This window comes from Clostridium sp. AT4, from assembly GCF_001517625.2.
Taxonomy (GTDB): Bacteria; Bacillota; Clostridia; order Lachnospirales; family Lachnospiraceae; genus Enterocloster.
In genome coordinates this window covers 93123-116996 of the sequence record NZ_LN999825.1, presented here as the reverse complement: position 1 = coordinate 116996, position 23874 = coordinate 93123, and the positions used below count along the sequence as shown (strand labels likewise).

The following is a 23874-nucleotide window of genomic DNA, read 5'->3' as shown; positions in this document are numbered from 1 at the left end:
GTTTACATTTTATAGTATGAAAGAGAATGACAAGGGAGAACACAGTATGACAAAGGATATGACGACCGGAAAAATAATGCCCATGCTGGTGCAGTTCACAGTTCCGCTTGTGCTGGGGAATTTATTCCAGCTGACATACAATGCGGTGGACAGTATCATCGTGGGCCATTTTGTTGGAAAAGAGGCACTGGCGGCTGTGGGAATCTGCAATCCCATTACCACTCTGATGATCCTTTTTCTCAACGGACTGTGCATGGGAGCAGCCATCCTTATGGGAACGCAGTACGGAGCCAGGGATTATGATACGCTTCACCGGCAGATCAGTACAACCATGATATCGGGAATGGTATTTTCCATCATTCTGACCCTGATCTGTGTTATATTTGCAGAACCGATCCTCATGCTCATGCAGGTTGATCCGTCGATCATGCAGATGACAAAGGAGTATCTGCGGATTATTTTCTGGGGTCTGATGTTTACCTTTTTATATAACTTTTTTTCCAGTACTTTAAGGGCTCTGGGGGACAGCAATACGCCCCTTTATTTTTTGATTATCAGTGCAGTATTAAACATTTTCGGCGATCTGTTTTTTGTAGTCGTATTAAGGGCCGGAAGCAACGGCTGCGCCATTGCCACTGTAATCAGCGAGGCTCTTTGCTGCCTGTTTTGTATGATTTATATACAAAAGAAGGTACCAATGCTGCGGCTGGGGAAAAAATGGCTGGTGTTTGACCGGAAGCTGCTGAAGTGTACGATTTCCTATGGATGGGCTTCCGCCATGCAGCAGGCTACCGTTCAGCTGGGAAAGCTGGGAATACAGGCTATTGTAAATACCATGGGAGTATCGGTGGCAGCTGCTTTTGCAGTCGTAAACCGGATCGATGATTTCGCCTATACGCCGGAGCAGAATATCGCCCACGCTATGACCGCTCTTATGGCCCAGAATAAAGGTGCGGGAAAGAAGGAACGTATGAGGGAAGGCTTCCGCTGCGGAATGAAGCTGGAGCTGATTTACGGCGTGGCTGTGTTTGCTGTCTGCTTTCTCTTTGCACGGCCCTTGATGCTGCTCTTTGTAAAGGATGAGGAGGTCATCCGCCATGGAGTAAGCTATCTCCATCTGATCGCAGCCATGTATCTGCTTCCCGCAGCTACTAACGGTATCCAGGGCTATTTCAGAGGGATTGGCGATTTGAAGATTACCCTCATCAGCAGCTTTATCAATATGGGTGTGCGGGTACTGGCAGCACTGCCGCTGGTATTCCTGATGGGAATGGGAATTGAGGCCCTTCCTCTGGCCTATATGGCAGGCTGGATCGGAATGCTGATCGCAGAGGTTCCGCTGCTGGTGCGGACTTACCGGAAGGGAATGGATGGGAATTGATACTTGATTTTTGGATGGAAATCATGTATGATATAAAACAGGCTGTGAGAGAAAATGTAGCCTGTCTTGTCTTTTGGCTTTGAGTCTGAGAGATGAGTGGAGTTGTTTCCGTAGCTCAGTTGGATAGAGCGACCGCCTCCTAAGGGCTTGTTGGAGCAATCGCCCAACACTGAAAATTTTATATACGTCCATGTACCTCAGTAGGATAGAGGGTTCGCCTCCTAAGCGAAACGCCGCAGGTTCGATTCCTGTCATGGACGCCAGTAAACAACGCTGTAATCCTTTGTTTTCAAGGGTTTACAGCTTTTTTTGTTATCACGGACAGGGAAGCAATGTATAGTTGCTTATGTCCGTGGGAATTTCTAAAAGCCATTTATTTTGCGAGATAGCTTGCTAACACTCATTTAAGGTAGATGATGATTTCATGGATTTTAGCAATTCAAGCAGAAGTTTGTCATTGTCACTGATAGGCTCCGGTGCTTCTGAATGGTGATTGTGTTCGGGTTCCTCTGTATCAAGGGTGTCATAAAATTCTTCATCCAGCTTCTTTGCATTAAGCCGTCTGTCTTCATCCACGATTTCAGAGTAAACATCTGTTACCATTTCTGCTTCGGCGTGACCTGTATCTCCCTGAACAGACTTAATATCGCCATGTGTCATTTTGAGCTTATATTTTGTGCTTAAATGGCGTAGGCTGTGAAAAACAACAACTTCAAAATTGTGTTCCTCACACAGCGTTGTAAATCTGACCCGAACAATGCGGATTTCTACGGGATTTCCATTTTCAAGAGCAATAACGAGGTTATAATCGTTATAGGCACTTCCTAAAAACTCTTTCAATTCCTGCTGGTCTTTCTTGTATTGAACCAATAATTGAGCAAGCGTTGTCGGCAGCCATACGGTACGATTACTTGTTTCCGTTTTTGGGGTCTTTAACACCAGCCTTGTAGTACAGTGGGGCTTCTGGGTTGGGAAAATTTTAATAATAACTTTTTCTTTCAGCTTTTCATTTTAATCTCAAACCCATCCCGGAGGTGGAACAGGTCACTGCCTGACTTGTCCTGCCGGGACGGTTCTCTTAATAACACCATATAGATTTTTTGTACGCCGCCGCCCGCCATCGAGCAGAACGTTTACTCCTAATTGGGGATAAAACAGCTCATGGTCGGTGGTGGTGTGGCTCTCATAGGTATCACGCTGGTACATCTGCTTTCTGGACTCTTCGGTTAAGTCCAAAACTGCTGTCGGAGTAGAAAATCCGACCGGGTGGCGAAAGTCACCTGTTACATAGCCAGAATTGACTGGTCATCAGTTCTGGCTATTTTTCTGTTCTTCTCTGATTTCAGATACAATGTGATGAATAAAGCGCCGGAAATGAGAGTATACTATCCCTTATCAAAGCATGTTCCCCTTATTTTTGAAAAGAAATAAAGGGAATTTTTATTTAAGGTAATTGACTATCCATTAAAATTCAATATAATATAAGGGAAAGAACGGAGGTTAAGGGAATGAGAGATTTTAACTACTCAACAATCCGGGAGCAGAAATGGGATTCTGAGATTCTGGGGCTTATCGCCGCAATCTATAAGGAAGCTGGAAAACAGGAGCTTTACCTGAAGCAGCGCCCGGATGAATTAGAGAAGCTGGTTGAGATTGCAAAGATTCAGAGTACAGAGGCATCCAATGCCATTGAGGGTATTGTTACCACTAATACACGAATCCGGCAGTTGGTTGAGGAGAAAACGACTCCCAGGAACAGAGATGAGCAGGAAATTGCGGGATACCGCGATGTACTTTCTATTATTCACGAAAGCTTTGATGCCATTCCTCTGACAAGAAACTACATCCTGCAGCTTCACAAGATTATGTACAGCCATATGAATAATCCAATGGCCGGACAGACAAAGAATGTCCAGAATTATATCAGCGCCACTTATCCGGATGGTCATACTGAAATTCTTTTCACTCCCCTCGCGCCTTTCGAAACGCCGAAGGCATTGGATCGGATTTGTGAAGAGTACAACAGGGTAATCGGAAATATGGAACTGGAGCCCTTGATTGCAGTTCCGGTTTTCATCCACGATTTCCTATGTATCCATCCCTTTAATGATGGAAACGGGAGAATGAGCCGTCTGCTGACTACACTGCTTTTGTATCGCTCTGGGTTCTACGTTGGCAAATACATTTCTCTGGAAGCCAAGATCGCGAAAAACAAGGATTTGTACTATGAGGCACTAAGCCGTTCGCAGCATGGCTGGCACGAAGGAACCGAGGATGCAGTTCCATTCATCAAATATTTGCTGGGTACCATTCTGGCTGCATATAAGGACTTTGGAGACCGGTTTGCTATCGTGGAGGAGAAACTTCCTGCCATTGATATGGTCCGAAAAGCCACCCTGAATAAAATCGGTCGTTTTACGAAGCAGGATATCAGGGAGCAGTGTCCATCACTGAGTCTTAGTTCTGTTGAAGGTGCACTGAGAAAATTGGTTGCAGCCGGTGAATTAAAACGCGAAGGTACGGGAAAATCTACTTGTTATATTCGTTTGAAATAGCATAGAAGAGAGGTTGACAAACTGAATACATTTACATAGCTGGAACTGACTGATCATCAGCTCTGGCTATTTTTTTATGCCCTTCTCCAGCTGTAGGTGCACATACGGTCTCGAGAAGGGCTTCTCCGTTACTGCAGCAACAACCTGAATCAGTACGCAAAACGAGCCAATGAGACCGGCTCCATCTATACGGAGGATATCAAAGATTTGCAGAACAGGCAGAACGAGATCCGGGAAATTACGAAGGAGATCCTTGCCAGACTGGCAACGATCCAGTAAAAACGGTGTGGCAGGTATGCTGTCACACCGGATACATAAGCGACATCCTTGACATGAAATCAATCGCTTCATAAATTATCATTAGAACCGACAATGGAAGACGTATATATGTGGTTGATCAAACTCCCGTTTAGAATAATCGCACTGCCGATTATGGCAATCGTCGCTGTATTCTCAATTTTTTACTCCCTTGCATTGAACCTTTCCGCAATGGTCGTCGGCCTTTTATATCTGGTGCTGGTCGTCTGCATTGTGATGCTTTTGTTTCAACACGTCTGGATCTATGCTGCGCTGGTTTTTGGATTTGCAGTTCTGGTGTTCCGGGCAGTGATGTTTGCTGAAATGATCTCTTTGGGACTGGAAGCGCTGACGGGCAAGCTTTTGCAATTCATTTTTTCATAATAGTTTATAACATACCGGAGCTGGGAAATAAAAAAACTCCTCAGGTCTTTTCTTATGCCAAAATTCGAGAAAGGAGCAGATGACCATGGTAGCAACAAGACTCATTCCCCTGCATGTAAACAAGGGGAAAACCATTGCTCAGAGTCTGGGTGACAGAACGGATTATGCAAAGAATCCGGAAAAGACCGAAAAGGGCGAACTGGTCACCGGCTATCAGAGTGACCCCATGACCGTGGACGAAGAGTTTATGCTGTCCAAGCGTCAGTATGAGCAGATCACCGGTCGGCGGCAAAAGCATGAAGTGATCGCCTATCAGATCCGCTAGTCCTTCAAACCGGGAGAGATCACGCCGGAGGAAGCAAACCGATTGGGGCATGAGCTGGCCCTTCGGTTTACCAAAGGAAAGTATGCCTTTATCGTGGCAACGCACACGGATCGAGCCCATGTGCATAATCATATCAGCAATCGAACTCCTCAAATTGCATTATTTGATTTTAAGGCATTTTTGAATATTTCGATGCTCTTGGTTGAAAGTGAAAATGCAAAAGTTCTCCGGCAGATCATGTTGGATATTGTTATTGATTTCGTTAATCAAAGGACGGGCGGTTCGACAAAATATATCAATCAACGTGACAGGGATTTTATCAGTACGTTTTTGCAGGAAGAAAACTATAGACGTGAATTTACTGATGCTCTTAGAGACTATGTTTCCATGGGAAATAGCAAATATGCAATTTATACGGATAAAATTTACTAAAGCATTTTTCGAGAAAAAGCCCAGGAATATAAGCAGGTTTTACATTTGTCTAAAAGAGATAGCGTCAGAGATACGATGTATTCTGAGGTCTTAGATCTAATTGCGTCTTACGAATGTGGATTAGCGGCAATGATTAAGGGTCAGTCTACGCAGTTGGGAAGAAAACTAAATAACTGGGAATTGTCAGATTTGTTTTCAGCCTTTGAGTCATTACCTTTATGGAAGCCCCTGATTCTTAGAGCACGTACCAAAATGGCTAGTAGGGATATAGCTTTACGCGATGCATTTCATATGCAATTGGAAGAGTATATTAAGCCTCTGGAAGCAGAAGAATACGAGAAATTCTTAGGAGTCGCTGGCGATGAACTTGAATTGCTTATGCATGAGAATCAAGATGTATTGAAGAGATTGAAGGAGCGCAATTGATGGCCGATATACACTATATTTCAATAGATGAAGCACGGGATATTCATCTTGCAACCATTCGGAATAGTGGTGGTGGCGATTGCTGTGAACTCGACATAGGGAAACTTGAAAGTGTATTGTGTCATATTCAAAACGATAATTACTATCCCACTTTTTTGGATAAGCTTTTGCATTTGTTTTATTGTTCTTGTAAATTTCACTGCTTTTGCGATGGTAATAAACGGATAGCTATTACTTTAACAGCAATGTTTTTGCTTAAAAATGGTTATATGGCAGTTGCTAATATATACTTTCGAGAAATGGAGAATATCAGTTATCATGTAGCAGCTGGACATATTGATGAAGATTTGCTTCGCAGAATTCTTGCTGCAATACTAACCTGTACATATGATTCTGATGAAGAACTAAAATTAGATATTTTTAATGCAATATCTGTGGAAGATGTTTTTATTGATTGGAATCGAAAACTTCTTTAGAATGTAATCATGAGTAGTCAAAACCATATCGCCATCCGGCTGTACTCACTGTATAATATTGAGTAATTTAATAAGGAAATCACGTTATCATTGCTGCCTGCAGAAGACAATGGTAGCCATATGTATGAACTAGAGGTTTCGCAAAGGCTAAAGCCCCAAGGTGGCAATGCCATCATTTTGCCACCTAAAATGCGTTTGACCCAGGCAGATTTCAATTTTCTTATTCAGACACAGAAGAACATAAAAGCAAGTAAAATCAAGGCATTCACGAACATAGGGAAACATTTGGATGCCAGCAAAATAACTCCCAACTTGTACTCCTAAGCGGTAGATCGGGTGTTCAAGTCACCTCGGGAACGCTGGAAGATGACGCCGTAGTCCTTTACTTTTTGTAAGGGGGTGCGGCGTTTTTTGATTTATATGGTGAAGCTGAGCTTTCATCGAAATTTGAAGACGGAGTCAGCATGATGACAGGATGAAACAGAAATTTCACTTGTATTTCCCATAAAAACTATTTATTATATGTCCATACCCCAATTATCGTAACAAAAATTTACCATATATAAGGAGGATTTCACCATGCTGAACACAGGAATCAAAGCTCCCAATTTTGAACTTCCGGATCAGAACGGAACAATACACACATTAGAAGAATACAGAGGAAAGAAGGTAATCCTGTATTTTTACCCAAAGGATAACACACCAGGCTGTACCAAACAGGCCTGCGGATTTTCTGAGCGGTATCCCCAGTTTATGGAAAAGGGAACTGTTGTTTTAGGCGTGAGCAGAGATACAGTGGCTTCTCACAAGAAATTTGAAGAAAAGTACGGTCTTGTATTTACTCTGTTGTCCGATCCGGAGCGCAAGGTCATTGAGGCCTATGATGTGTGGAAGGAAAAAAAGAACTATGGAAAGGTTTCCATGGGCGTCGTCCGTACAACCTATCTGATTGATGAAAATGGAATTATCATCCGTGCAAATGATAAGGTAAAGGCTGCGGAAGATGCAGAAAAGATGTTGGGTGAGCTGGAATGAGGATCATACTGTCACCGGCTAAAAAGATGAAGGAAGATCCGGATACGCTTGCATATATGGGTCTTCCCGAATTTCTGGATCAGACGGAGGAGATTTTAGCCTGGCTTAGATCAAGAACGCAGGAGGAGCTGAAACGGCTGTGGGTCTGTAATGACCGGATCGTGGGGCAGAACGTTGAACGTCTGGCCCACATGGATCTGAGAAAAAACCTTACCCCGGCAGTGCTCTCCTATGAAGGGATCGCCTATCAGTATATGGCTCCGGCTGTATTTGAAACAGGGCAGTTTGAATATATTCAGGAGCATCTGCGCATCCTGTCGGCTTTTTACGGCGTTTTAAGGCCTATGGACGGCGTGACGCCTTACCGCCTGGAGATGCAGGCCAGGGCCGCTGTCGGCGGATATAAGGATTTGTACGCTCTGTGGGGAAACAGGCTGTATGAGGCAGTAAGAGATGAAAGTGGAATCATCCTAAATCTGGCTTCCAAAGAGTATTCCAAATGTATTGAGGTCTGTCTTTCTGAAGAAGACAGATATATCACTCCGGTCTTTTGTGAAGAAGCCGGAGGAAAGCTTGTGACAAAGGGAACCTATGCAAAAATGGCCCGCGGGGAAATGGTTCGTTTTATGGCGGAAAACCGCATAAAGGATCCGTCAGAAATCCGCAGCTTTGACCGATTGGGATATCGGTTCAGAGAGGAGCTTTCTTCCGATACAAGGTACATATTTGAGAGAGTGAAGGCGGAATAGAACTAGGCTTCAAAGCATACATTTCCCTGTATCCATACCTGGCCCTTAAAACGGCGTCCGGGAACAGGCTCTCCTAAGAGATCGGCAGCGTTGATTGCAGCTGTAAAGAGCAGGTCGTTGCATTCCAGGCCCAGAAGAAAGATTTCTTCTCCGGTAATGCGGTTGATCCTGCGGTCCACAGATAAAATATTTCCAATGACAGAATACTGGTCACACTCAATGCCGGAGGGCATAAAGCAGGTGTCTACAATGGAATAAATATCCTCTCTTGCCACACGGCGTGATACAGAGGAGAAAAGATCAATATCTTCTACGGTCAGTGTTTCGATGGCCTCTTCATCGCCCCGTTTGGCGGCTTCGATGAGACGGCTGCGTTTGCTGGCCGCTTTTTTTCGGTCTTCCGTCTGCTGGGGTGTCTTCTGGACCGGAAGAAGGATTTTTCCATGAATGGACAGAGCCGAGAGCGAAGCGCTCTTTGGAAAGACCGGCTGGCTGTTTTTAAGGCGCAGGCGGTATTCCATCGAATTTTCCATATAAAAGATCAGAGAAATCCCTACCCGGTATTCATCTAAAAGGCCTGCAAAGGTTTCACGCTCCGTATGGCGCTGGATCGAGCAGTCCGCGGTGGATGTGACCTGGCTGCTTTCTACATATGGGAAATAGTATTCCTGCTTAAAGATTCCTCTCTGGCTTAAACGTCCGGCGATGGCAACGCCCATGCCGGGAGCGGTCTGTGCCCGCAGTTCGCAGAACATTTCTCCGTCAGATTCTTTTAAAATATCAGATTTGGAAGCGTCCTTTACAAGCTTTTTTAAAAGCTTATCCAGATCCTGGCGGGAGGTATACTGGCTGAATCCGATGGTTCGCATATATTTGTGCATAATGTCACCCTCTTTCTGAAAAACCATTCAGCCCATTATAGCCTACTTTCATAGAGATTGCCAGTGTTTTTTTCAGGAAACGCAGGGAATTCAAAAAGAGGATATATTGACAGTCCATGTTAAGATAATAAATATGATATTAAAAAATGAAAGGAACATCCATGGATCAGCTTACGAAAAAGCCGCTTTTTAATCCCCAGGGCGATACCAGTCTTAATGCAAGACGCATGATCGGGGGAAATACCACAAATCTGAATGATTTTAACAATATGCGCTATACCTGGGTCAAGGACTGGTACCGTCAGGCCATGAATAATTTCTGGATTCCAGAGGAAATCAGTCTGGGACAGGATAAGAAGGATTATCCGAAGCTGGCCCCTGCGGAACGGGCCGCCTATGATAAGATTTTAAGCTTTCTGGTGTTTTTGGATTCCATCCAGACAGCCAATCTTCCCAATATTGGAGAATACATTACTGCAAATGAGATTAACCTTTGTCTGAATATACAGACCTTTCAGGAATGTATCCACAGCCAGAGCTACAGCTATATGCTGGATACGATCTGCAGTCCCATTGAGCGTGACGCTATTTTGTACCAGTGGAAGACAGATGAGCATCTTTTAAGACGCAATACCTTTATCGGGGAATGCTACAATGGATTTCAGGAAAATAAAAGCCCTGAGGCCTTTCTGCGCGTCCTGATGGCAAATTATATTCTGGAAGGAATCTATTTTTACTCCGGATTCATGTTCTTTTACAATTTGAGCCGCAATGGAAAGATGCCCGGTTCTGCGCAGGAGATCCGTTATATCAATCGGGATGAAAATACCCATCTGTGGCTGTTCAGAAACATGATCCGGGAATTAAAGCAGGAACGTCCGGAGCTGTTTACAGACGAAAATGTGAAAATGATGAAGGAACTTCTGATGGAGGGCGTCCGCCAGGAAATCCTGTGGGGGGAATATGTGATCGGGGATCGTATTTCCGGCCTCACAGCCGAAATGATCCGGGATTATATTTATTATCTGGGAAATCTCCGCTGGGTGAGCCTGGGTTTTGACCCTGTCTATGAAGGATTTGAAAAGGAGCCGGAAAATATGGCCTGGGTCAGCCAGTATTCCAATGCAAATCTGGTAAAGACGGATTTTTTTGAGGCCCGGAGCACCGCTTATGCCAAGAGCACGGCCCTGATTGATGATTTATAAAAGAAAAGGATATAATATATGGAAATGATAATGCAGATTTTTAAGGAGGATGCAGAGCTTCAGGTGCTCTTAAGAACCGTTTTAGAGGGAACATGTTCTGATTTTACGGATGAAGCGTACAGTCTTGAGTTTCTGGAGGAAAAATTCCGCAGTTTTGCCAGACCGGGAATGGAAGAGCCGGAGCTTTGGGCGGCTCTCGTAAAAGCGGCAGTGGAGCTTACCAGCGCGCAGTCTCCAAAGTGGGAGCTGATCGCAGCCAGGCTTTTGGGAGCATCCTTCAGGCGGGAGCTGTCAGGACGGCTTAAAGTGCTGGGAATCACGGATTTTTACAGCAAGCTTTGTTATCTGACAGAGGAAAAACTCTATGGGGAATACATTTTGGAACACTATACAAAGGAGGAGATACAGGAGGCGGAGACGTTTTTATGTCCGGAAAGGGATCATCTGTTTACCTATTCCGGACTGGATCTGCTGCTTAAACGCTATGTGATCCGAAGCCGCCGTCAGGAGCCGTTAGAAACGCCTCAGGAGATGTTTTTGGGAATTGCCCTCCATCTTGCCATGGAAGAGAAAAAAGACCGCCTGTACTGGGTGAGAAAGTTTTATGATATGCTCAGCCGGATGTATGTGACTATGGCTACCCCTACGCTTTCCAATGCAAGAAAGCCTTACCATCAGCTTTCCAGCTGCTTTATTGATACGGTTTCCGACAGTCTGGAGGGAATTTACAGAAGCATTGACAATTTTGCCCGCGTCAGCAAATTCGGCGGCGGCATGGGACTGTATTTCGGAAAGGTACGCGCGGCCGGAAGCAGCATCCGGGGCTTTGAAGGTGCGGCCGGAGGTGTGATCCGCTGGATCCGTCTTGTAAATGATACAGCAGTAGCCGTAGATCAGCTGGGGATGCGCCAGGGAGCCGCCGCCGTATATCTGGATGCATGGCATAGGGATCTGCCGGAATTTCTTCAGCTCCGCACCAATAACGGCGACGATCGGATGAAGGCGCATGATATTTTTCCGGCTGTATGTTATCCGGATCGGTTTTGGAGACTGGCAAAGGAAAATCTGGATGCTCCCTGGCATCTGTTCTGCCCCCATGAGATCCATGAGGTAAAGGGCTATTTTCTGGAAGATTATTTTGGGGAAGAATGGGAAACGCGCTATGAGGAATGTGTGGCAGATTCCCGGTTAAGCCGCAGAACGGTGACGGTAAAGGAGCTGGTGCGTCTGATTATCAAATCTGCGGTGGAAACGGGAACGCCCTTTGCCTTTAACCGGGACATTGTAAACCGGGCCAATCCCAACAGCCATAAAGGAATGATTTACTGCTCCAATCTCTGTACGGAAATTGCGCAGAATATGTCTCCCATGGAAACCGTCAGCCAGACGGTAGAGACTGAGGACGGCGATCCTGTGGTTGTTACCAGGGTGCGTCCGGGGGATTTTGTGGTGTGTAATCTGGCGAGCCTTTCTCTGGGAAATATTCCTTTGGAGGAGGATGGCGTGTTAGAGGATACCGTGTGGACCGCAGTCCGGGCATTGGACAATGTAATTGGCCTTAATTTTTATCCTCTTCCCTATGCAGAGCTTACAAACCATGCATACAGAAGCATCGGGCTGGGAGTTTCCGGCTATCACCATATGCTGGCAAAGCGGAGGATTAAATGGGAGAGCCGGGAGCACCTTCTGTTTGTGGACAGGCTTTTTGAACGGATCAGCCAGGCTGCCATCGAGGCCAGTGCGGATCTGGGAAAGGAAAAGGGAAGCTATCCTCTGTTTGAGGGCAGCGGCTGGCAGACCGGAACCTATTTTTCCAGACGGGGCTATACGGGAAGCCGATGGAAACAGATTGCCGCAAAGGCAGCCCAGGGAATGCGGAATGCATATCTTTTAGCCATTGCTCCTACCAGCTCAACCAGTATCCTTTCGGGAACCACAGCCGGTATTGACCCCATTATGCACCGCTTCTATCTGGAAGAAAAAAAGGGAGCCATGCTCCCAAGGGTGGCCCCGGAGCTGACTCCCGAATCATACTGGTATTATAAAAATGCCCATCTGTTAGATCAGAGCTGGAGCATAAAAGCCTGCGGCATCCGCCAGCGCCATATCGACCAGGCTCAGAGCATGAACCTGTATATCACCAACAGCTATACCTTCCGCAAGGTTTTAAACCTGTATATCCAGGCCTGGGAAGAAGGCGTAAAGACGATTTACTATGTCCGCTCCAAGTCCTTAGAGGTGGAGGAATGTGAGAGCTGCTCTTCTTAGAGCAGCCCCATCAGAGAGGGTAAGCCCAGAGAAAGTACAGGGATATAGGTAACTGCCAGCAGAAGGATAAAAAGTACAATAAAGTAAGGTAGTAAAGTTTTTGCTACCTGTTCAATGCTGATTTTGCTGATACCGCAGCCTACGAAAAGGACAGATCCTACAGGCGGCGTTATATTTCCCATACACATATTAAAAATCAGCATAACACCGAACTGGATATTGCTCATTCCAAGGTTTTCTGCAATAGGAAGGAAAATCGGTGTGAAGATCAGGATTGCAGGAGTAATATCCATAAACATACCAATTACCAGCAGAATTACATTCATCAGCAGCAGGATCACATATTTGTTAGAAGAAACAGACATAATAGCCGTACTGATGGCTGCCGGGATTCCTGAATATGCCATTACAAAGGACATAGCTGAGGAGGCGGAGATCAGGAACAGGATAATGCCGCTGGTGCAGGCACTGCTTACCAGGATTTTAGAAAAACTCTTAAAGTTAATGCTTTTGTAGCAGAGAGAAAGAATCAGGCAGTACAGTACGGAAATACCTGCCCCCTCAGTTGCTGTAAAGATACCACTTACAATACCGCCAATTACGATGATAATCAGCAGAAGGCTGGGAAGAGCCTCCAGAGTAACCTTTACTGCAGTCTGCATGGATGGAAAGCCTGAGGTTGGATACTTATGTTTTTTTGCATACAAAAAAGCTACAACCATAGAACCAAGCCCCATGAGAAGTCCTGGAACATAACCGGCCATAAACAGTGTGGAAATAGATACTCCGCCTGCAACCGTGGAATATACGATAAATGCGCTGGTTGGCGGAATCAGAAGACCGGTAGGTGCGGAAGCAATATTAGCTGCCGTTGCAAAGGCTGGATCATAGCCCTCTTCCTTCTGGATCGGGTAGATGCAGCCTCCCATGGCAGAAGCTGCGGCAACAGAGGAACCGGAAAGCGCTCCAAAGAGCATATTGCCTACAATATTAGCTAAAGCCAGAGAGCCGGGACACCAGCCTACAAAAAGCTGAGCGAAGTTTACAAGGCGTTTGGCAATACCACCGTTGTTCATTATGTTTCCTGCCAGGATAAACAGCGGGATTGCAAGAAGGGAAAAGCTTTCCACACCGCTGTTCATTTTTTGCATGGTGATAAAGGTAATCTGATCCCAGGAGAGGGAGGATACCGCAGCAACAATAGAAGAAATTACAATGCCTACGGAAATGGGACAGCCAAGGAAAAGAAGGGCTGCAAATACCGCAAACAGGACGGCCGTTGTAATACCAATACTCATGACTCATTTTCTCCTTCAATTTTAATACCTGTCACATCCTCATAAAGATTGATGAGCTGTGCAATAATGATAAAAATACCTGAAACAGGAGCCATTGCATAAACCAGACTTCTTGGAATGCCAAGAAGGGCAGAATAAACCTTCTGGGCGCTCATGGCCAGCTTAAAACCGCCGATGGTGATAATAAAAATGGCAAATATAAGAATCAGGGTGTCAATGCAGATCATAAGGATCCGGCGGCCTTCTGGCTTTAAGCTTTCCTGAAGGAGCACAAGCGACATATGCTCCCTTGTACTGAATGCATAGGCAGCGCCGATAAATCCGGTCCAGATCAGGGAATAACGTACCAGCTCCTCCGTAAATGCGGCAGGGCTGTTTAAGACATAACGTGTAAATACCTGATACAGTACTAAAAACGTCATTACGGAAAGAAGAAGTGTTGCAATTCTGGACAAAAGAAAAGTCATCCATTTTTTTACAGATGTTAAAAATTCTCTCATATAGCCTCTCCTATTCTGCTGAATTGATAATGTCAAGCAGGGTCTGTACACCGGGATACTGACTGCAGTAATCGGAAATCATACCTGCAGTAGCCTGACGAAACGCCTCTTTATCCACATCCTCAACAAAGGTGACATCCATGGTTTCGGACGCCTCTTTTTTTGCTTCTTCAATCGCTGTGTTCCATGCAATTTTATGGCTGTCTGTGGATTTTCTGGCTGCCTCCAGAATAATCTGCTGATCCTCGGGAGTAATGGACTTCCATACTTTGGAGCTCATAACCATAACATCCGGAATCATGGCATGCTGGTCGGAGGAAAATACTTTACAGATTTCTCCGTGCTTTCCGGTGGTGAGGGCTGTTTCGTTATTTTCTGTTCCGTCAATAATACCGGTTTGAAGAGAGGTGTACACATCTCCATAGGACATCGCCACAGGAATACCACCTAAGGCTTTTAGCATATCGGTTTGGGATTTCATATCCTGTACACGGATTTTCAGGCCTTTTAAATCTTCAGGAGTGCGGATTGCCTTATCCTTTGTATAGAAAGAACGTGCGCCGGAGGTGTAGTAGGTTAAGGTTACAAAGCCGTCATTCTCTGTGGAAAGGAAAAAGTCCTGCATGGGACGGGAATCCATTTTGTGGTAAAAATCATCGGTACTGTCAAAGATATACGGCAGCCCAAAGGTATGATACGCTTCATTGTAGGTTGCCAGTCCGGGGGCTGAGACTTTTGTCATAGAAATAACGCCGGCCATCAGCTGCTCCATATTTTCGTTCTCAGAACCAAGCTGGCCGTTTGGAAAAATCTGAACCTGAATTCTTCCATCTGTGAGTTCTTCTACATTTTGTGCAAATTCCGTCATGGCAATATGTACGGTATGAGTTTCGCTGAGCCCATGAGCCAGAGAAAGGATCATAGGATTTTCTCTGGTAGCCTCTGCGCTGGAAGCAGCGCTCTGGGAAGCACAGCCAGAAAGCCCGGCTGCTGCAATAACCAGAGCGGCGCTGATTGCTGCAAGTTTCTTCACACTAGTTACTCCTTTCATACTTAAAAATAGTGATCTGCAGTTTTTGGCTGCAATTGTAAGCTTACATACCGATCAGATCGAATTGCTCAAAGGAAACAAGAACCTGATGATCCTTTTTGGGGTTATTATATTTAATCTGAACGGATTTCAGAGTCTGGCTGTAATACCAGCCGCAGCCAGCCTCCTCAAATTTACGACGGTGAAGGAAATGTGGGAGTATTTCTCCATTAACGCTTACCCAGTAAGGGGCTTTCTCACGGTGGATCATATCCAGAGCGATGGTCTCAACGGAGGTTTCAAAGCTTCCTTCCTGTTTAAAGCCAATGACAGTACGTTCGCCTGCAGTCATGGTGATAACGGTTTTTAAGTATAGCCCTTTCTCATAATCCATGGATACGCCGTCATCTTCATAAAGTATAAAGGAACCGTCTTTGTCAGGCGCACACAGGATGGTAAGTCCTGTGACTGTTTCATTCATCAGATTCATCATCTGGTTTGATGCCATGGGGATCAAGGCGCCGCTTCGCACAAACAGAGGAATGCTTCCCAGATTTACAGGGAATTCGATGGTCTGTCCGCCCTCATATACTTCTCTTGTATAGAAGTCATAGAAGGCGCTTCCTTCGGGGAGATAGACGCTGCGGATTTTTGCGCCCTTTTCCACTACATTTGCTACCAGAAGAGAATCACCGAACATAAAGTTAATTCCGTCCTCATAGCAGGCAGGATCATTCTGGAAGGCGTAGCACATGGGTTCCATAATCGGAAGTCCTGTGGTATGGGCCCGCTCCATCAGAGAATACAGATAGGGGAACAGGCGGTAACGTAGCAGAATTGCGCTGCGGATGTAGCCGGTACAGCCGCTGTACATCCAGGGTTCGGTAACGGTGTTATCCGTATTGGTAGAATGGATGGAGAAACGGGGCTGGAAAATACCATTCTGGATCCAGCGGACTAGAAGCTCGGCTTCCGGAGCAGGGCCAAAGAAGCCTCCGATATCGCATCCCTGATTGGCTACACCGGAGAGTCCCATTCCAAGTATGGTTGCAATATTGTATTTCAGGGAATCCCAGCAGGTCAGGTTATCGCCTGCCCAGGTCTGGGCGTATTTCTGAATTCCGCAATGGCCGGAACGGCATACGATATAGGGCCGTGTGTTTTCAAAGGTTTCATGGATTGCTTCATCTGTGATATGGCACATAATATTGGACATAACAGATTTTAACTGACCGATGGTAGCGCCTTTTCCCTCAAAGGATACCCGGCAGTCCTTATCTACCATGGAATCATATTCGCAGTTATCATTCCAGATGGAGCTTGTACCATAGTCTAACACATTTTCTTTTAACATCATTTTCCAGTTTTCACGGGTAGAGGAGCTGGTAAAGTCTGTAAACATACCTTTTCCGCCCCACCAGGTTCCGATACCCGGCTGATCACTGTCGCTGGCTTTTACAAACATGCCTTTGGCTTTCATTTCTTCCAGTCTGGGATGTACCAGCAAAATACCCGGCTTTACATTGGGAGATACGCAGACGCCTCGTTTTTTCATCTGTGCAAAGAAATCTTTAGGATTTTTAAAGCGTTTTTTGTTCCAGGTAAACACACAGCGCTTGATTCCTTCCTCTGTTTCGATGGCGCAGTAACCGGAAGAAAGCTGAAAGCCGTCTACAGGGATCCCTTCTTCTTTTGTGGTGTCAATAAATTCCGTGATGGCATCGTCACAGTTTTCTTCCAGTTCGGGATAGTACATGGAAGAACCCAGATATCCTAGGGCATACTTGGGAAGCAGGGCAGACTTTCCGGTCAGATCTGTGTAGCGCTCGACAATCTGGCTGATAGATGGTCCGGCTATGAGGAACAGGTCAATATCGCCTCCATCTGTACGGAAACGGCTGTGGGGCTTCCAGTAGTTTCGTTTTTCACGTCCCATATCAAAGTCGCATTCCCAGGTACAGTGATAGAAGTAACCGACTGCCTTTTTTGTGCCAGGGTTTAATTTGATATAAAATGGAATGTGCTTATAGAGGGAATCGGTTTCTTTGGGGTCATATCCCATGGAGTCTCCGGGGCTCATTACCATAAATTTCTGAGCCTTATTAAATTCGCCGCTTTTTTCGCCGAAACCAAAAAAGCAGTCCTGAGCATTGATCTCACTTGTATGGATCCGGCGGTGGTTTGAATCCTCCAGATAGGCAAGATCCGGGATATCCGCATGAATCTGTGAGCCTTCACGGTCATATACACAGATTCGGAAAGGATCCTTTTCAATCACAACCTTGAGTTCTTTACCCTGAATTACAGCCTGCACTGCGCTGTCTTCAATCAGTTCGGCTTCTGCCGGTGCTACACGCTTTCTGTAATGCTTCATAAAGCCGTCCATTCTGTCTTCCCAGGCAGTCATTACCAGACTGTAGGATTCTTCGCAAAAATCGCCATCAAATCCTGCTCTGATTCTCAGAATATGATCTGTAAGAAAGAGAAGGCGGATTTCTATGCAGTTGGTGGAAATGCAGAAAACAGAGCCCTTCTTTGTTACATTGCCGGCATTCATACATACCTTCATCAATGAGTTCCTCCTGTTTGTAAAATGTATACTTTCGATCGGTTCTGTGGTAATATAATAATAAAACAGAATCGGCAAAACCAGACGAATATTGCAGTATATTGTAATAAATTTTACATTTCTTGCGTTTTTTTGTGTGGATGAAATAAAAAAAGAGAAAAGGATATAGAAAGTCAATAAAAATTATGGTGAAAATGTAAGCACTTACAACAAAAGACACAACTTAAATAAATGCAAAGGAGGAGGGAGTAGTAAAAATGATCGATCAGGCAGGCATCATGATGGCTCAGGGGGCTTTAATTGCCAGTGAACGTATCATAGGAGTCAATGATAATATGGCACAGTCCCATTATCATGAATATTTTGAGCTGTATTATCTTGAAACAGGAGAACGGTTTCATATGGTACAGGACCGGTGCTATAAAATGACAGCCGGTGAATTTATTATTTTCCCACCCTATGTAATGCACTATTCATATGGCGAAAAAGATATGCCATTCAAAAGGCTGGTGTTGTATTTCAGACAGGAGGAACTGGGATCAGATGAGATATTCAGAGAGCTTTGCAGAGAACGGGGAATTTGCCGTCTGGATACAAAGAAGCGTACACAAATTCACCGGATTATGGAGCAGCTGTTGGAGGAGCAGAAGGATCCGGGACGTTTTACGGTAAGTTATCGCAAAGCTCTTTTAAATTTGCTTGCAGCTGTAATTGTCAGGGCAGATCTGCCTCCGGTCAGACAGGAGAAACGAAGCCGGATTAATGAAATAATAAGTTATATTCACAGTCATTATTATGAAGATTTAAAGCTGGAGTGCCTTGCGCAGCAGTTTTATATCAGCCCCTGGTATCTTTGCAGGGAGTTCAAGCGCTATACAAACAGCACACTGGTTAATTATATTAATGTAACCCGTATTATGAATGCTCAGAGGAGTTTTATGGAAACGGATAAAAATGTGACTCAGATTAGCCAGGAAGTAGGATTTTCAAGTCTGACCCACTTTAACCGGGTATTTAAAGCTGTAACAGGAACCACTCCTTCTGAGTACAAAAGACAGTTTCGTACCTATAAAGCTAAAACAGCCGATTCCCGGTAGCATATGAGCCCGGAATCGGCTGTTTCGCCTAGCGGATATTATTATCAGCCGGTATGATAATTGCGGCAATCACATAGGCAGCAACTCCTGCGCCTATGGTAACGCAGGTGAATATAGCCCAGGCCAGGCGCACGAGGGTGGGATCAATGTCAAAATATTCTCCGATCCCGCCGCATACGCCGCTGAGCATACGGTTGGAAACAGAACGGTATAATCGTTTATTCATAATCAGAAAGACCTCCTTTGTATGAAAATGTTAAATTTCAGGTTCAGATGCAGTCATCCAGCCTCTCCATAATCCGGTGAATCCGGTGGGGCCGAACGTCAGGATAGGAAGCGCCTCCCATGACGATCCCGCAGGCGGATAAGAGCAGTCCGCTGAGAAGAAAAATCAGGCCTGCAATGATGCAGAAACGTATCAGTTTATTCATCTCTGTGACCTCCCTTTATGAAGCATTCCGCTGATCCAGTCAATGATCCGGCATATAAGGCGGGGAATCAGTCGGCCGTAAAACAGAAGGCAGAGGGCTAAGAGGAGAAAGCCTGCTCCCAGGGCTGCCAGCCCTGTTCCGGCGGTAAAAATTCCCTGAACCGGGTGGATAAAAAGCGATACAATTCCCAGAGGAAGGGCAAGAATTGCTGTAATAAAAGCGCCTCCGGTTAAAACACCAAGACTGATAAGGAGAGCAAAAGCAATGCCAACTATGGCTGCGGTTAATCCTGCGATACTGCCTCCGATTCCCAGAAGAAGAGGCGCTCCTACGATAAGAAGGACGATCCACAAAAGAAGCTTTAACAGGCGGCTGGTCCTGGGGCCGGAACGCTCTGCTCCCGGATGAAAGGAACTGCGGCTTTGCTGTGCCTGTCCATACGTTTGGCCTGATTCGGATCCGCAGGAAGTATACGGATGTTTGCTGCGGTCAGCTCCGGTGAAGGTATCGGTTTCACGGTGCTGTTTTGCAAGCTCATAGCCCGGATCCTTAAAGCGGGAATTTTCATAGCCGCTGTCTGTAAATTCTCCTGTCTCATCCGGATTACTTAAAAGACTGGTCCGGATAATCGCTGCGATCCGTTCCGGGCTTCCAAACTCATTTGTGATATCGGTTTCATATCCAAATCCGGCCTCATCAAGATAATTTTCATAGTAATCCAGAGCGTCTGTTCGATCTTCATCGCTTATATCCTGAAGCAGATAGGAAAGCTGTTTCATAAACTGTTCTCGATTCAAGAGTCCCCCTCCTTTATGATGTGGGAAATCTTCTGGGAGTAGACTGCCCATTCTCTTTGGTAGAGCTGCAGCTGCAGCCGTCCCTGTTCTGTGAGCCGGTAATACCGGCGGTTTCTGCCGTCAATCGCCCGGTCGTAGACCTCCAGGCAGTCATCCTTCTGCAGACGCCGAAGCACCGGATACAAGGTAGATTCTGATATGTCAATGGCCTCGCGGACCTGTTGGGTGATCCGGTAGCCATAGGTTCCTTCCTTTTCCCGTGAAACGGCAGCCAGTACAATGGCATCCAGAAGGGCAGATCCGGTGTTGAATACCATAAGCATCCCCTCCGTGTGTTGGCGGCATGAAAATGTATGATCTGCCGCTGTGAATGATTACATCAATATTATATGATGTATAATATTATATGTCAATAAAAGAAAATCCAAAGAAAAAGGAAATGTTTGTTATTTTTTCTTAAACTATTTTAGAAACTGTTTACCATGTGGTCAAACTTCGTACACAATTAAAGGTTATACTAAAGGACATAAACAAGCAGTCAGAGCTTTTTACATAGAAGACAGCAGCATTTATCGCTGCAGCATAGATCACTAAGCCGGCGGGGTTGGCATATGGACAGCCTTGCCGGCTCAAACCAATTTATGGGGAGATTTCTCTCCCCACAGTTTCATACCGTACCGTTTTTTTCTTTTATCTTCAGTATTTCATCAAATCGGTTTTTATATTCCAGGATTATTTTTTCATTTCCGACTACAGATACCGGACCGGATTTTAAAAGACGGCAGATTAAATCTGACGCTTCTTTTTGGTCATTTACGGTACTGTTGCGTATATTGCGTATCATTTCATTAATGTATACAGTAGAGATCCCCATAATATATCTTCGCATAGCCCGCATACGGCTGTTCAGGATTCCGATGGGAGGGAGAGCCTGAGCATAGGCGCTTAAAATGTAACCCTGAAGATCCTCTGGCGTCAGCTTTAGTTCTGCCAGAGCCTGGCCGGTACGGTTAAATACGGAAAGTGTTGATTCGATATCAGGGTCTTCTGTGCTCCATAGGGTAAAATATCCGGCCGGAAGAAGAAAATCAATTCCGCTGTCATAGGCTCGTCCCTGATAGCGCACGGCAGGCTTTACATATTTATCGCCTGCTGCCAGAAGCCATGGAAGGAAACGGCCCTTAAATTCAGGAACCTTTTTAAAATCTCCCAGCATCCTAAGTTCTTCAAGAGAACTGTCAATGCAGGCGGCTGTCCGAAGAGACGGGGCCTGATCCCATGATGGAAGTGAAAGATGATTGGAAAACATGAAACCGTTTTCATTGCGCTCGGGAAGCTGGCTCAGCAACGTGGAGGCACGATCCAGGATGTGTTCCAGTGAAGCGTTTTCGGCAGCTGCCAGAAAGATCAGCTTTCTGCGGCTTACCAGCTTCTGGGCCAGGGTATATAATGAGCTGCTTATCTGGTTTGCGTCTGTCCTGGCCGCTTCATCATCGGGATGGGCCTGCTCCCTGATCAGGATGGTTAAAATATTCTTTAAAAAGTGGTATATCTCAGGTGAATTGAGCTGGAAACGGAAACGGCTGTCCTGCCGTATATACCGTTCTGCCAGGCTGTAGGCTAGAGAAGGACCGTTTTCACTTTTGGACAGATCGTAGTCCGGGAGATATTTTTCAATCACCTGTGAAATCGTTTCCCTATCTTCGTAATTTCCATTTCTCATCAGCTCCAGAAGAAAATCCAGACTGATTTCAAAGTCCTCCGTAAGTCCCGACCACACCACGCTCATCATGGGTCGGCTGTTTTCGCCGGCATCTGCATCCGGATACAGTTCATCAAAGGTACAGTCATAAAGATATTCCTGTTCCATGTTTTTCTGCTGTTCCACACAGAAACGGCGTGTATCCAGTTCTGTGAGCAGCATCTGATACAATGTAAGATAGTTCCAGTCTTCCCCGCTTAGTTCGCTCAGATCAAAAAAGAGCTGGTAGCTGCCGATTCCTGCAAGAGGAGAAGGGGAACCGCAGCAGAAGATCCCATGGCGCAGGCCGGAGAAAAAGGGCGGATCCTCTTCGGGTTCGGGAAGCTGCTCCGGCTGAATCAGAAAATCAAGACAGCTTTTATCCTGGGCGCTCCATTTTTTAAAATCCGCTGTTTCACGGATGAGAGCCTGAAGCTCTTTTGGGGACATGGAAGCCTTTTTTTCTCTCAGCCACCGATCGCGTTCCTGTTCCAGAGCTTCTGCCAGACCGGGTACGGGAATGGCTGCAGACAGTACGGCTGACGGCGGGTTTAATACTTGCTTTGCCAGCCTGCGCAGAATGGACTGTTCCTGATCTGCACTGAAATGTGTGAAGGTACGTTCGTAAAGGGAGTAGTAGTCGGTTCGTCCGGTAAGGCTCCAGAAGCGTCCGATATCCTCGGACAGATGAAAGCCCAGATGGGGCGTTTCCCTCATAAGGAGATCGGCCAGCCTGTTTTCCTTTATGACTGCATGGTACAGCTCGTCTGCAATTCCATTTTCCGCCATGTCTGCAAGCCCCTGATTTACGGTCTGAAAAAACAGCTCCTGCTGTTCTTTATCCCCATTTTGAAGGCGGAATTTTAAAACCGGCCGGGCCAGCGCCGTATCCAGATAGACGTCGATAATATTGTTAAGGCCAAGGGATCTGGCGGCCCGTTGAACCGGAGAGGTATCCTGATCCATCATTCCGGCACAGAACCCCATACAGATCACATCCTCCTGGGACAGCCCGCTTAGATCAATGGTATAGTCGATCACAGAGGAGTGTTCGGCCGGGCTTCCTTCATAGGCCGGACTTTTGACCTCTGTTTTTCGGAAACCGGAAGACACAGGCCCTTCAAAAAGGGGGCGAAGATTCAGGTTTCTGCTTTTGAAGCGTGATAAGTGTTTTTCATCCAGAAAACGCAGAACCGCCTCCAGGTCGGCGTCTCCGTAGAGGATCATCAGGCAGTTGGAATAGTCATAAAGCTGTTCGTAGGTTTGACGGATTTTTTCAAAGGTGATTTCTTTATAATGGAAATGGGCTCTTCCAAGAAGATTGGCTGCAATCTGCCCTTCATACAATGCCTGGGCAGCCGCGCTGTCCGCATTTTCCTCCAGATCTGTTAAATGCCCCCAGTCTTCGCTGAGAACCGTTCCCAGCATGGAAAGCTCTCCATCCGTATCCTCCAGTTCAAACCGAAGCCCCTCCCTCATAAAGAACCGATGATCCTTTAAAGCCTCCGGTTCTTCCATACAGCATAAAAAGACATCCATAAGCTTTATAAGCTGCTCCATGCTCAGGGAGCAGACCGGATAGCAGGTGCAGGTATTGTCCGTGATCCCGTTCATAAAGGTGGAATAGCTTTTGCTGTCCATGTCAAAGAACACATCCCGGCTGGGATAGGAAGGGCAGGAACAGAGCATCAGATGCTCTAATATATGGTTGGAATCCAGATTATCCAGCTGCGGAGTCCGGTAGATCAGATTAAACCCAAGCTCCCGGTCGTCGTTATGTATATATAAAAGTCTGGCTCCGCTGAAAGGGTGGAACAGTTCCGCAGTTTCAGCTCCCAGCATGGAAATTGAGTTGCGCTCTGTGACAGTAAAGCCCCACAGAGTCTGGCCTTTTTCGGGCAGCTTTGCCATGGCAAATCTCCTTTTTTATAAAATGCAGTGCGTAAAAAATGCTGTACCGGCGGCAGACGATCCGCAGTACAGCATATGGATACAGT

Annotated in this window: 22 protein-coding genes, 1 tRNA gene and 2 pseudogenes; 14 read left to right on the top strand and 11 right to left on the bottom strand. The window is 45.8% G+C overall.

Annotated elements, in window-relative coordinates; all coding sequences use genetic code 11:
* The first annotated feature begins 46 nt into the window (after positions 1–46).
* Both BN3656_RS01565 and BN3656_RS01560 read left to right on the top strand, forming a co-directional pair.
* Positions 47–1381 (top strand): MATE family efflux transporter, encoded by a 1335-nt coding sequence (locus tag BN3656_RS01565; protein WP_066543390.1) that lies wholly within the window; start codon positions 47–49, stop codon positions 1379–1381.
* Between the two features lie 186 nt (positions 1382–1567).
* Positions 1568–1644 (top strand) — tRNA-Arg (locus BN3656_RS01560).
* Positions 1645–1774: 130 nt separating this feature from the next.
* Here BN3656_RS01560 and BN3656_RS01555 read toward each other — a convergent pair.
* Positions 1775–2221, bottom strand: coding sequence for a hypothetical protein (locus tag BN3656_RS01555; RefSeq protein WP_242962916.1), 447 nt, complete (start codon positions 2219–2221; stop codon positions 1775–1777).
* A gap of 306 nt (positions 2222–2527) precedes the next feature.
* Here BN3656_RS01555 and BN3656_RS01550 point away from each other — a divergent pair.
* From BN3656_RS01550 to yaaA, 9 genes and pseudogenes are all read left to right on the top strand, one after another.
* Positions 2528–2611: pseudogene (locus BN3656_RS01550) on the top strand (Maff2 family protein); the annotation flags it as partial.
* A 278-nt stretch (positions 2612–2889) separates the two neighbouring features.
* Positions 2890–3936 carry a Fic family protein gene (locus tag BN3656_RS01545; protein ID WP_066543384.1) on the top strand — a complete coding sequence of 349 codons (1047 nt, stop codon included), beginning with the start codon at positions 2890–2892 and terminating at the stop codon, positions 3934–3936.
* A gap of 96 nt (positions 3937–4032) precedes the next feature.
* Positions 4033–4215 carry a plasmid mobilization relaxosome protein MobC gene (gene mobC / locus BN3656_RS01540; RefSeq protein ID WP_081422802.1) on the top strand — a complete coding sequence of 61 codons (183 nt, stop codon included), beginning with the start codon at positions 4033–4035 and terminating at the stop codon, positions 4213–4215.
* A 108-nt stretch (positions 4216–4323) separates the two neighbouring features.
* Positions 4324–4617 (top strand): hypothetical protein, encoded by a 294-nt coding sequence (locus BN3656_RS01535; protein WP_066543375.1) that lies wholly within the window; start codon positions 4324–4326, stop codon positions 4615–4617.
* A gap of 85 nt (positions 4618–4702) precedes the next feature.
* A pseudogene (locus tag BN3656_RS16765) lies at positions 4703–5074 on the top strand (relaxase/mobilization nuclease domain-containing protein); the annotation flags it as partial.
* Positions 5075–5419: 345 nt separating this feature from the next.
* Positions 5420–5800 carry a hypothetical protein gene (locus tag BN3656_RS16760; RefSeq protein WP_066543372.1) on the top strand — a complete coding sequence of 127 codons (381 nt, stop codon included), beginning with the start codon at positions 5420–5422 and terminating at the stop codon, positions 5798–5800.
* Entirely contained in the window at positions 5800–6276 is a 477-nt protein-coding gene (locus tag BN3656_RS01525; protein ID WP_066543371.1) for a Fic family protein, read from the top strand. Before BN3656_RS16760 ends, BN3656_RS01525 begins: the two co-directional genes overlap by 1 nt.
* A gap of 579 nt (positions 6277–6855) precedes the next feature.
* Positions 6856–7311: a thioredoxin-dependent thiol peroxidase gene (bcp, locus tag BN3656_RS01515; protein WP_066543362.1), complete on the top strand. Its 456-nt coding sequence runs from the start codon at positions 6856–6858 to the stop codon at positions 7309–7311.
* A complete protein-coding gene (gene yaaA, locus BN3656_RS01510; RefSeq protein WP_066543360.1) occupies positions 7308–8060 on the top strand; it encodes a peroxide stress protein YaaA in 753 nt (250 codons plus the stop codon). Before bcp ends, yaaA begins: the two co-directional genes overlap by 4 nt.
* Positions 8061–8062: 2 nt before the next feature.
* On the opposite strand, the gene BN3656_RS01505 is transcribed toward yaaA, so the two are convergent.
* Positions 8063–8941 (bottom strand): DUF3881 family protein, encoded by an 879-nt coding sequence (locus BN3656_RS01505; protein ID WP_066543359.1) that lies wholly within the window; start codon positions 8939–8941, stop codon positions 8063–8065.
* 161 nt (positions 8942–9102) lie between these two features.
* Between BN3656_RS01505 and BN3656_RS01500 the strand changes: the two genes are divergently transcribed.
* Together BN3656_RS01500 and BN3656_RS01495 are read left to right on the top strand one after the other, a co-directional pair.
* The gene (locus BN3656_RS01500) at positions 9103–10146 is read left to right on the top strand and encodes a ribonucleotide-diphosphate reductase subunit beta (RefSeq protein WP_066543542.1); all 1044 of its coding nucleotides are present in this window, start codon (positions 9103–9105) and stop codon (positions 10144–10146) included.
* An 18-nt stretch (positions 10147–10164) separates the two neighbouring features.
* A complete protein-coding gene (locus tag BN3656_RS01495) occupies positions 10165–12414 on the top strand; it encodes a ribonucleoside-diphosphate reductase subunit alpha (RefSeq protein ID WP_081422801.1) in 2250 nt (749 codons plus the stop codon).
* Here BN3656_RS01495 and BN3656_RS01490 read toward each other — a convergent pair.
* From BN3656_RS01490 to BN3656_RS01475, 4 genes are all read right to left on the bottom strand, one after another.
* Entirely contained in the window at positions 12411–13712 is a 1302-nt protein-coding gene (locus BN3656_RS01490; protein WP_066543358.1) for a TRAP transporter large permease, read from the bottom strand. The genes BN3656_RS01495 and BN3656_RS01490 overlap by 4 nt on opposite strands.
* The gene (locus BN3656_RS01485; protein ID WP_066543356.1) at positions 13709–14212 is read right to left on the bottom strand and encodes a TRAP transporter small permease; all 504 of its coding nucleotides are present in this window, start codon (positions 14210–14212) and stop codon (positions 13709–13711) included. The genes BN3656_RS01490 and BN3656_RS01485 overlap by 4 nt, the downstream gene beginning before the upstream one ends.
* A 10-nt stretch (positions 14213–14222) precedes the next feature.
* Positions 14223–15245, bottom strand: a complete 1023-nt coding sequence (locus BN3656_RS01480; protein WP_066543349.1) for a TRAP transporter substrate-binding protein — start codon at positions 15243–15245, stop codon at positions 14223–14225.
* Positions 15246–15306: 61 nt separating this feature from the next.
* On the bottom strand, positions 15307–17811 hold the full coding sequence (locus tag BN3656_RS01475) for a TIM-barrel domain-containing protein (protein WP_066543344.1): 2505 nt from the start codon (positions 17809–17811) through the stop codon (positions 15307–15309).
* Positions 17812–18068: 257 nt separating this feature from the next.
* On the opposite strand from BN3656_RS01475, the gene BN3656_RS01470 reads away from it, so the two are divergent.
* Entirely contained in the window at positions 18069–18908 is an 840-nt protein-coding gene (locus tag BN3656_RS01470) for an AraC family transcriptional regulator (protein WP_066543335.1), read from the top strand.
* Positions 18909–18936: 28 nt separating this feature from the next.
* On the opposite strand, the gene BN3656_RS01465 is transcribed toward BN3656_RS01470, so the two are convergent.
* The 5 genes from BN3656_RS01465 to BN3656_RS01450 all read right to left on the bottom strand — a co-directional run bounded on the left by BN3656_RS01465 (position 18937) and on the right by BN3656_RS01450 (position 23788).
* Positions 18937–19134: a PspC domain-containing protein gene (locus BN3656_RS01465; RefSeq protein ID WP_066543333.1), complete on the bottom strand. Its 198-nt coding sequence runs from the start codon at positions 19132–19134 to the stop codon at positions 18937–18939.
* Between the two features lie 43 nt (positions 19135–19177).
* Positions 19178–19339 carry a hypothetical protein gene (locus tag BN3656_RS16560; protein WP_167544846.1) on the bottom strand — a complete coding sequence of 54 codons (162 nt, stop codon included), beginning with the start codon at positions 19337–19339 and terminating at the stop codon, positions 19178–19180.
* Positions 19336–20136 (bottom strand): DUF1700 domain-containing protein, encoded by an 801-nt coding sequence (locus BN3656_RS01460; protein ID WP_066543331.1) that lies wholly within the window; start codon positions 20134–20136, stop codon positions 19336–19338. The genes BN3656_RS16560 and BN3656_RS01460 overlap by 4 nt, the downstream gene beginning before the upstream one ends.
* Positions 20133–20453: a PadR family transcriptional regulator gene (locus tag BN3656_RS01455; RefSeq protein WP_066543329.1), complete on the bottom strand. Its 321-nt coding sequence runs from the start codon at positions 20451–20453 to the stop codon at positions 20133–20135. The genes BN3656_RS01460 and BN3656_RS01455 overlap by 4 nt, the downstream gene beginning before the upstream one ends.
* Before the next feature lie 350 nt (positions 20454–20803).
* Positions 20804–23788 (bottom strand): insulinase family protein, encoded by a 2985-nt coding sequence (locus BN3656_RS01450; RefSeq protein WP_066543327.1) that lies wholly within the window; start codon positions 23786–23788, stop codon positions 20804–20806.
* Positions 23789–23874 lie beyond the last annotated feature (86 nt).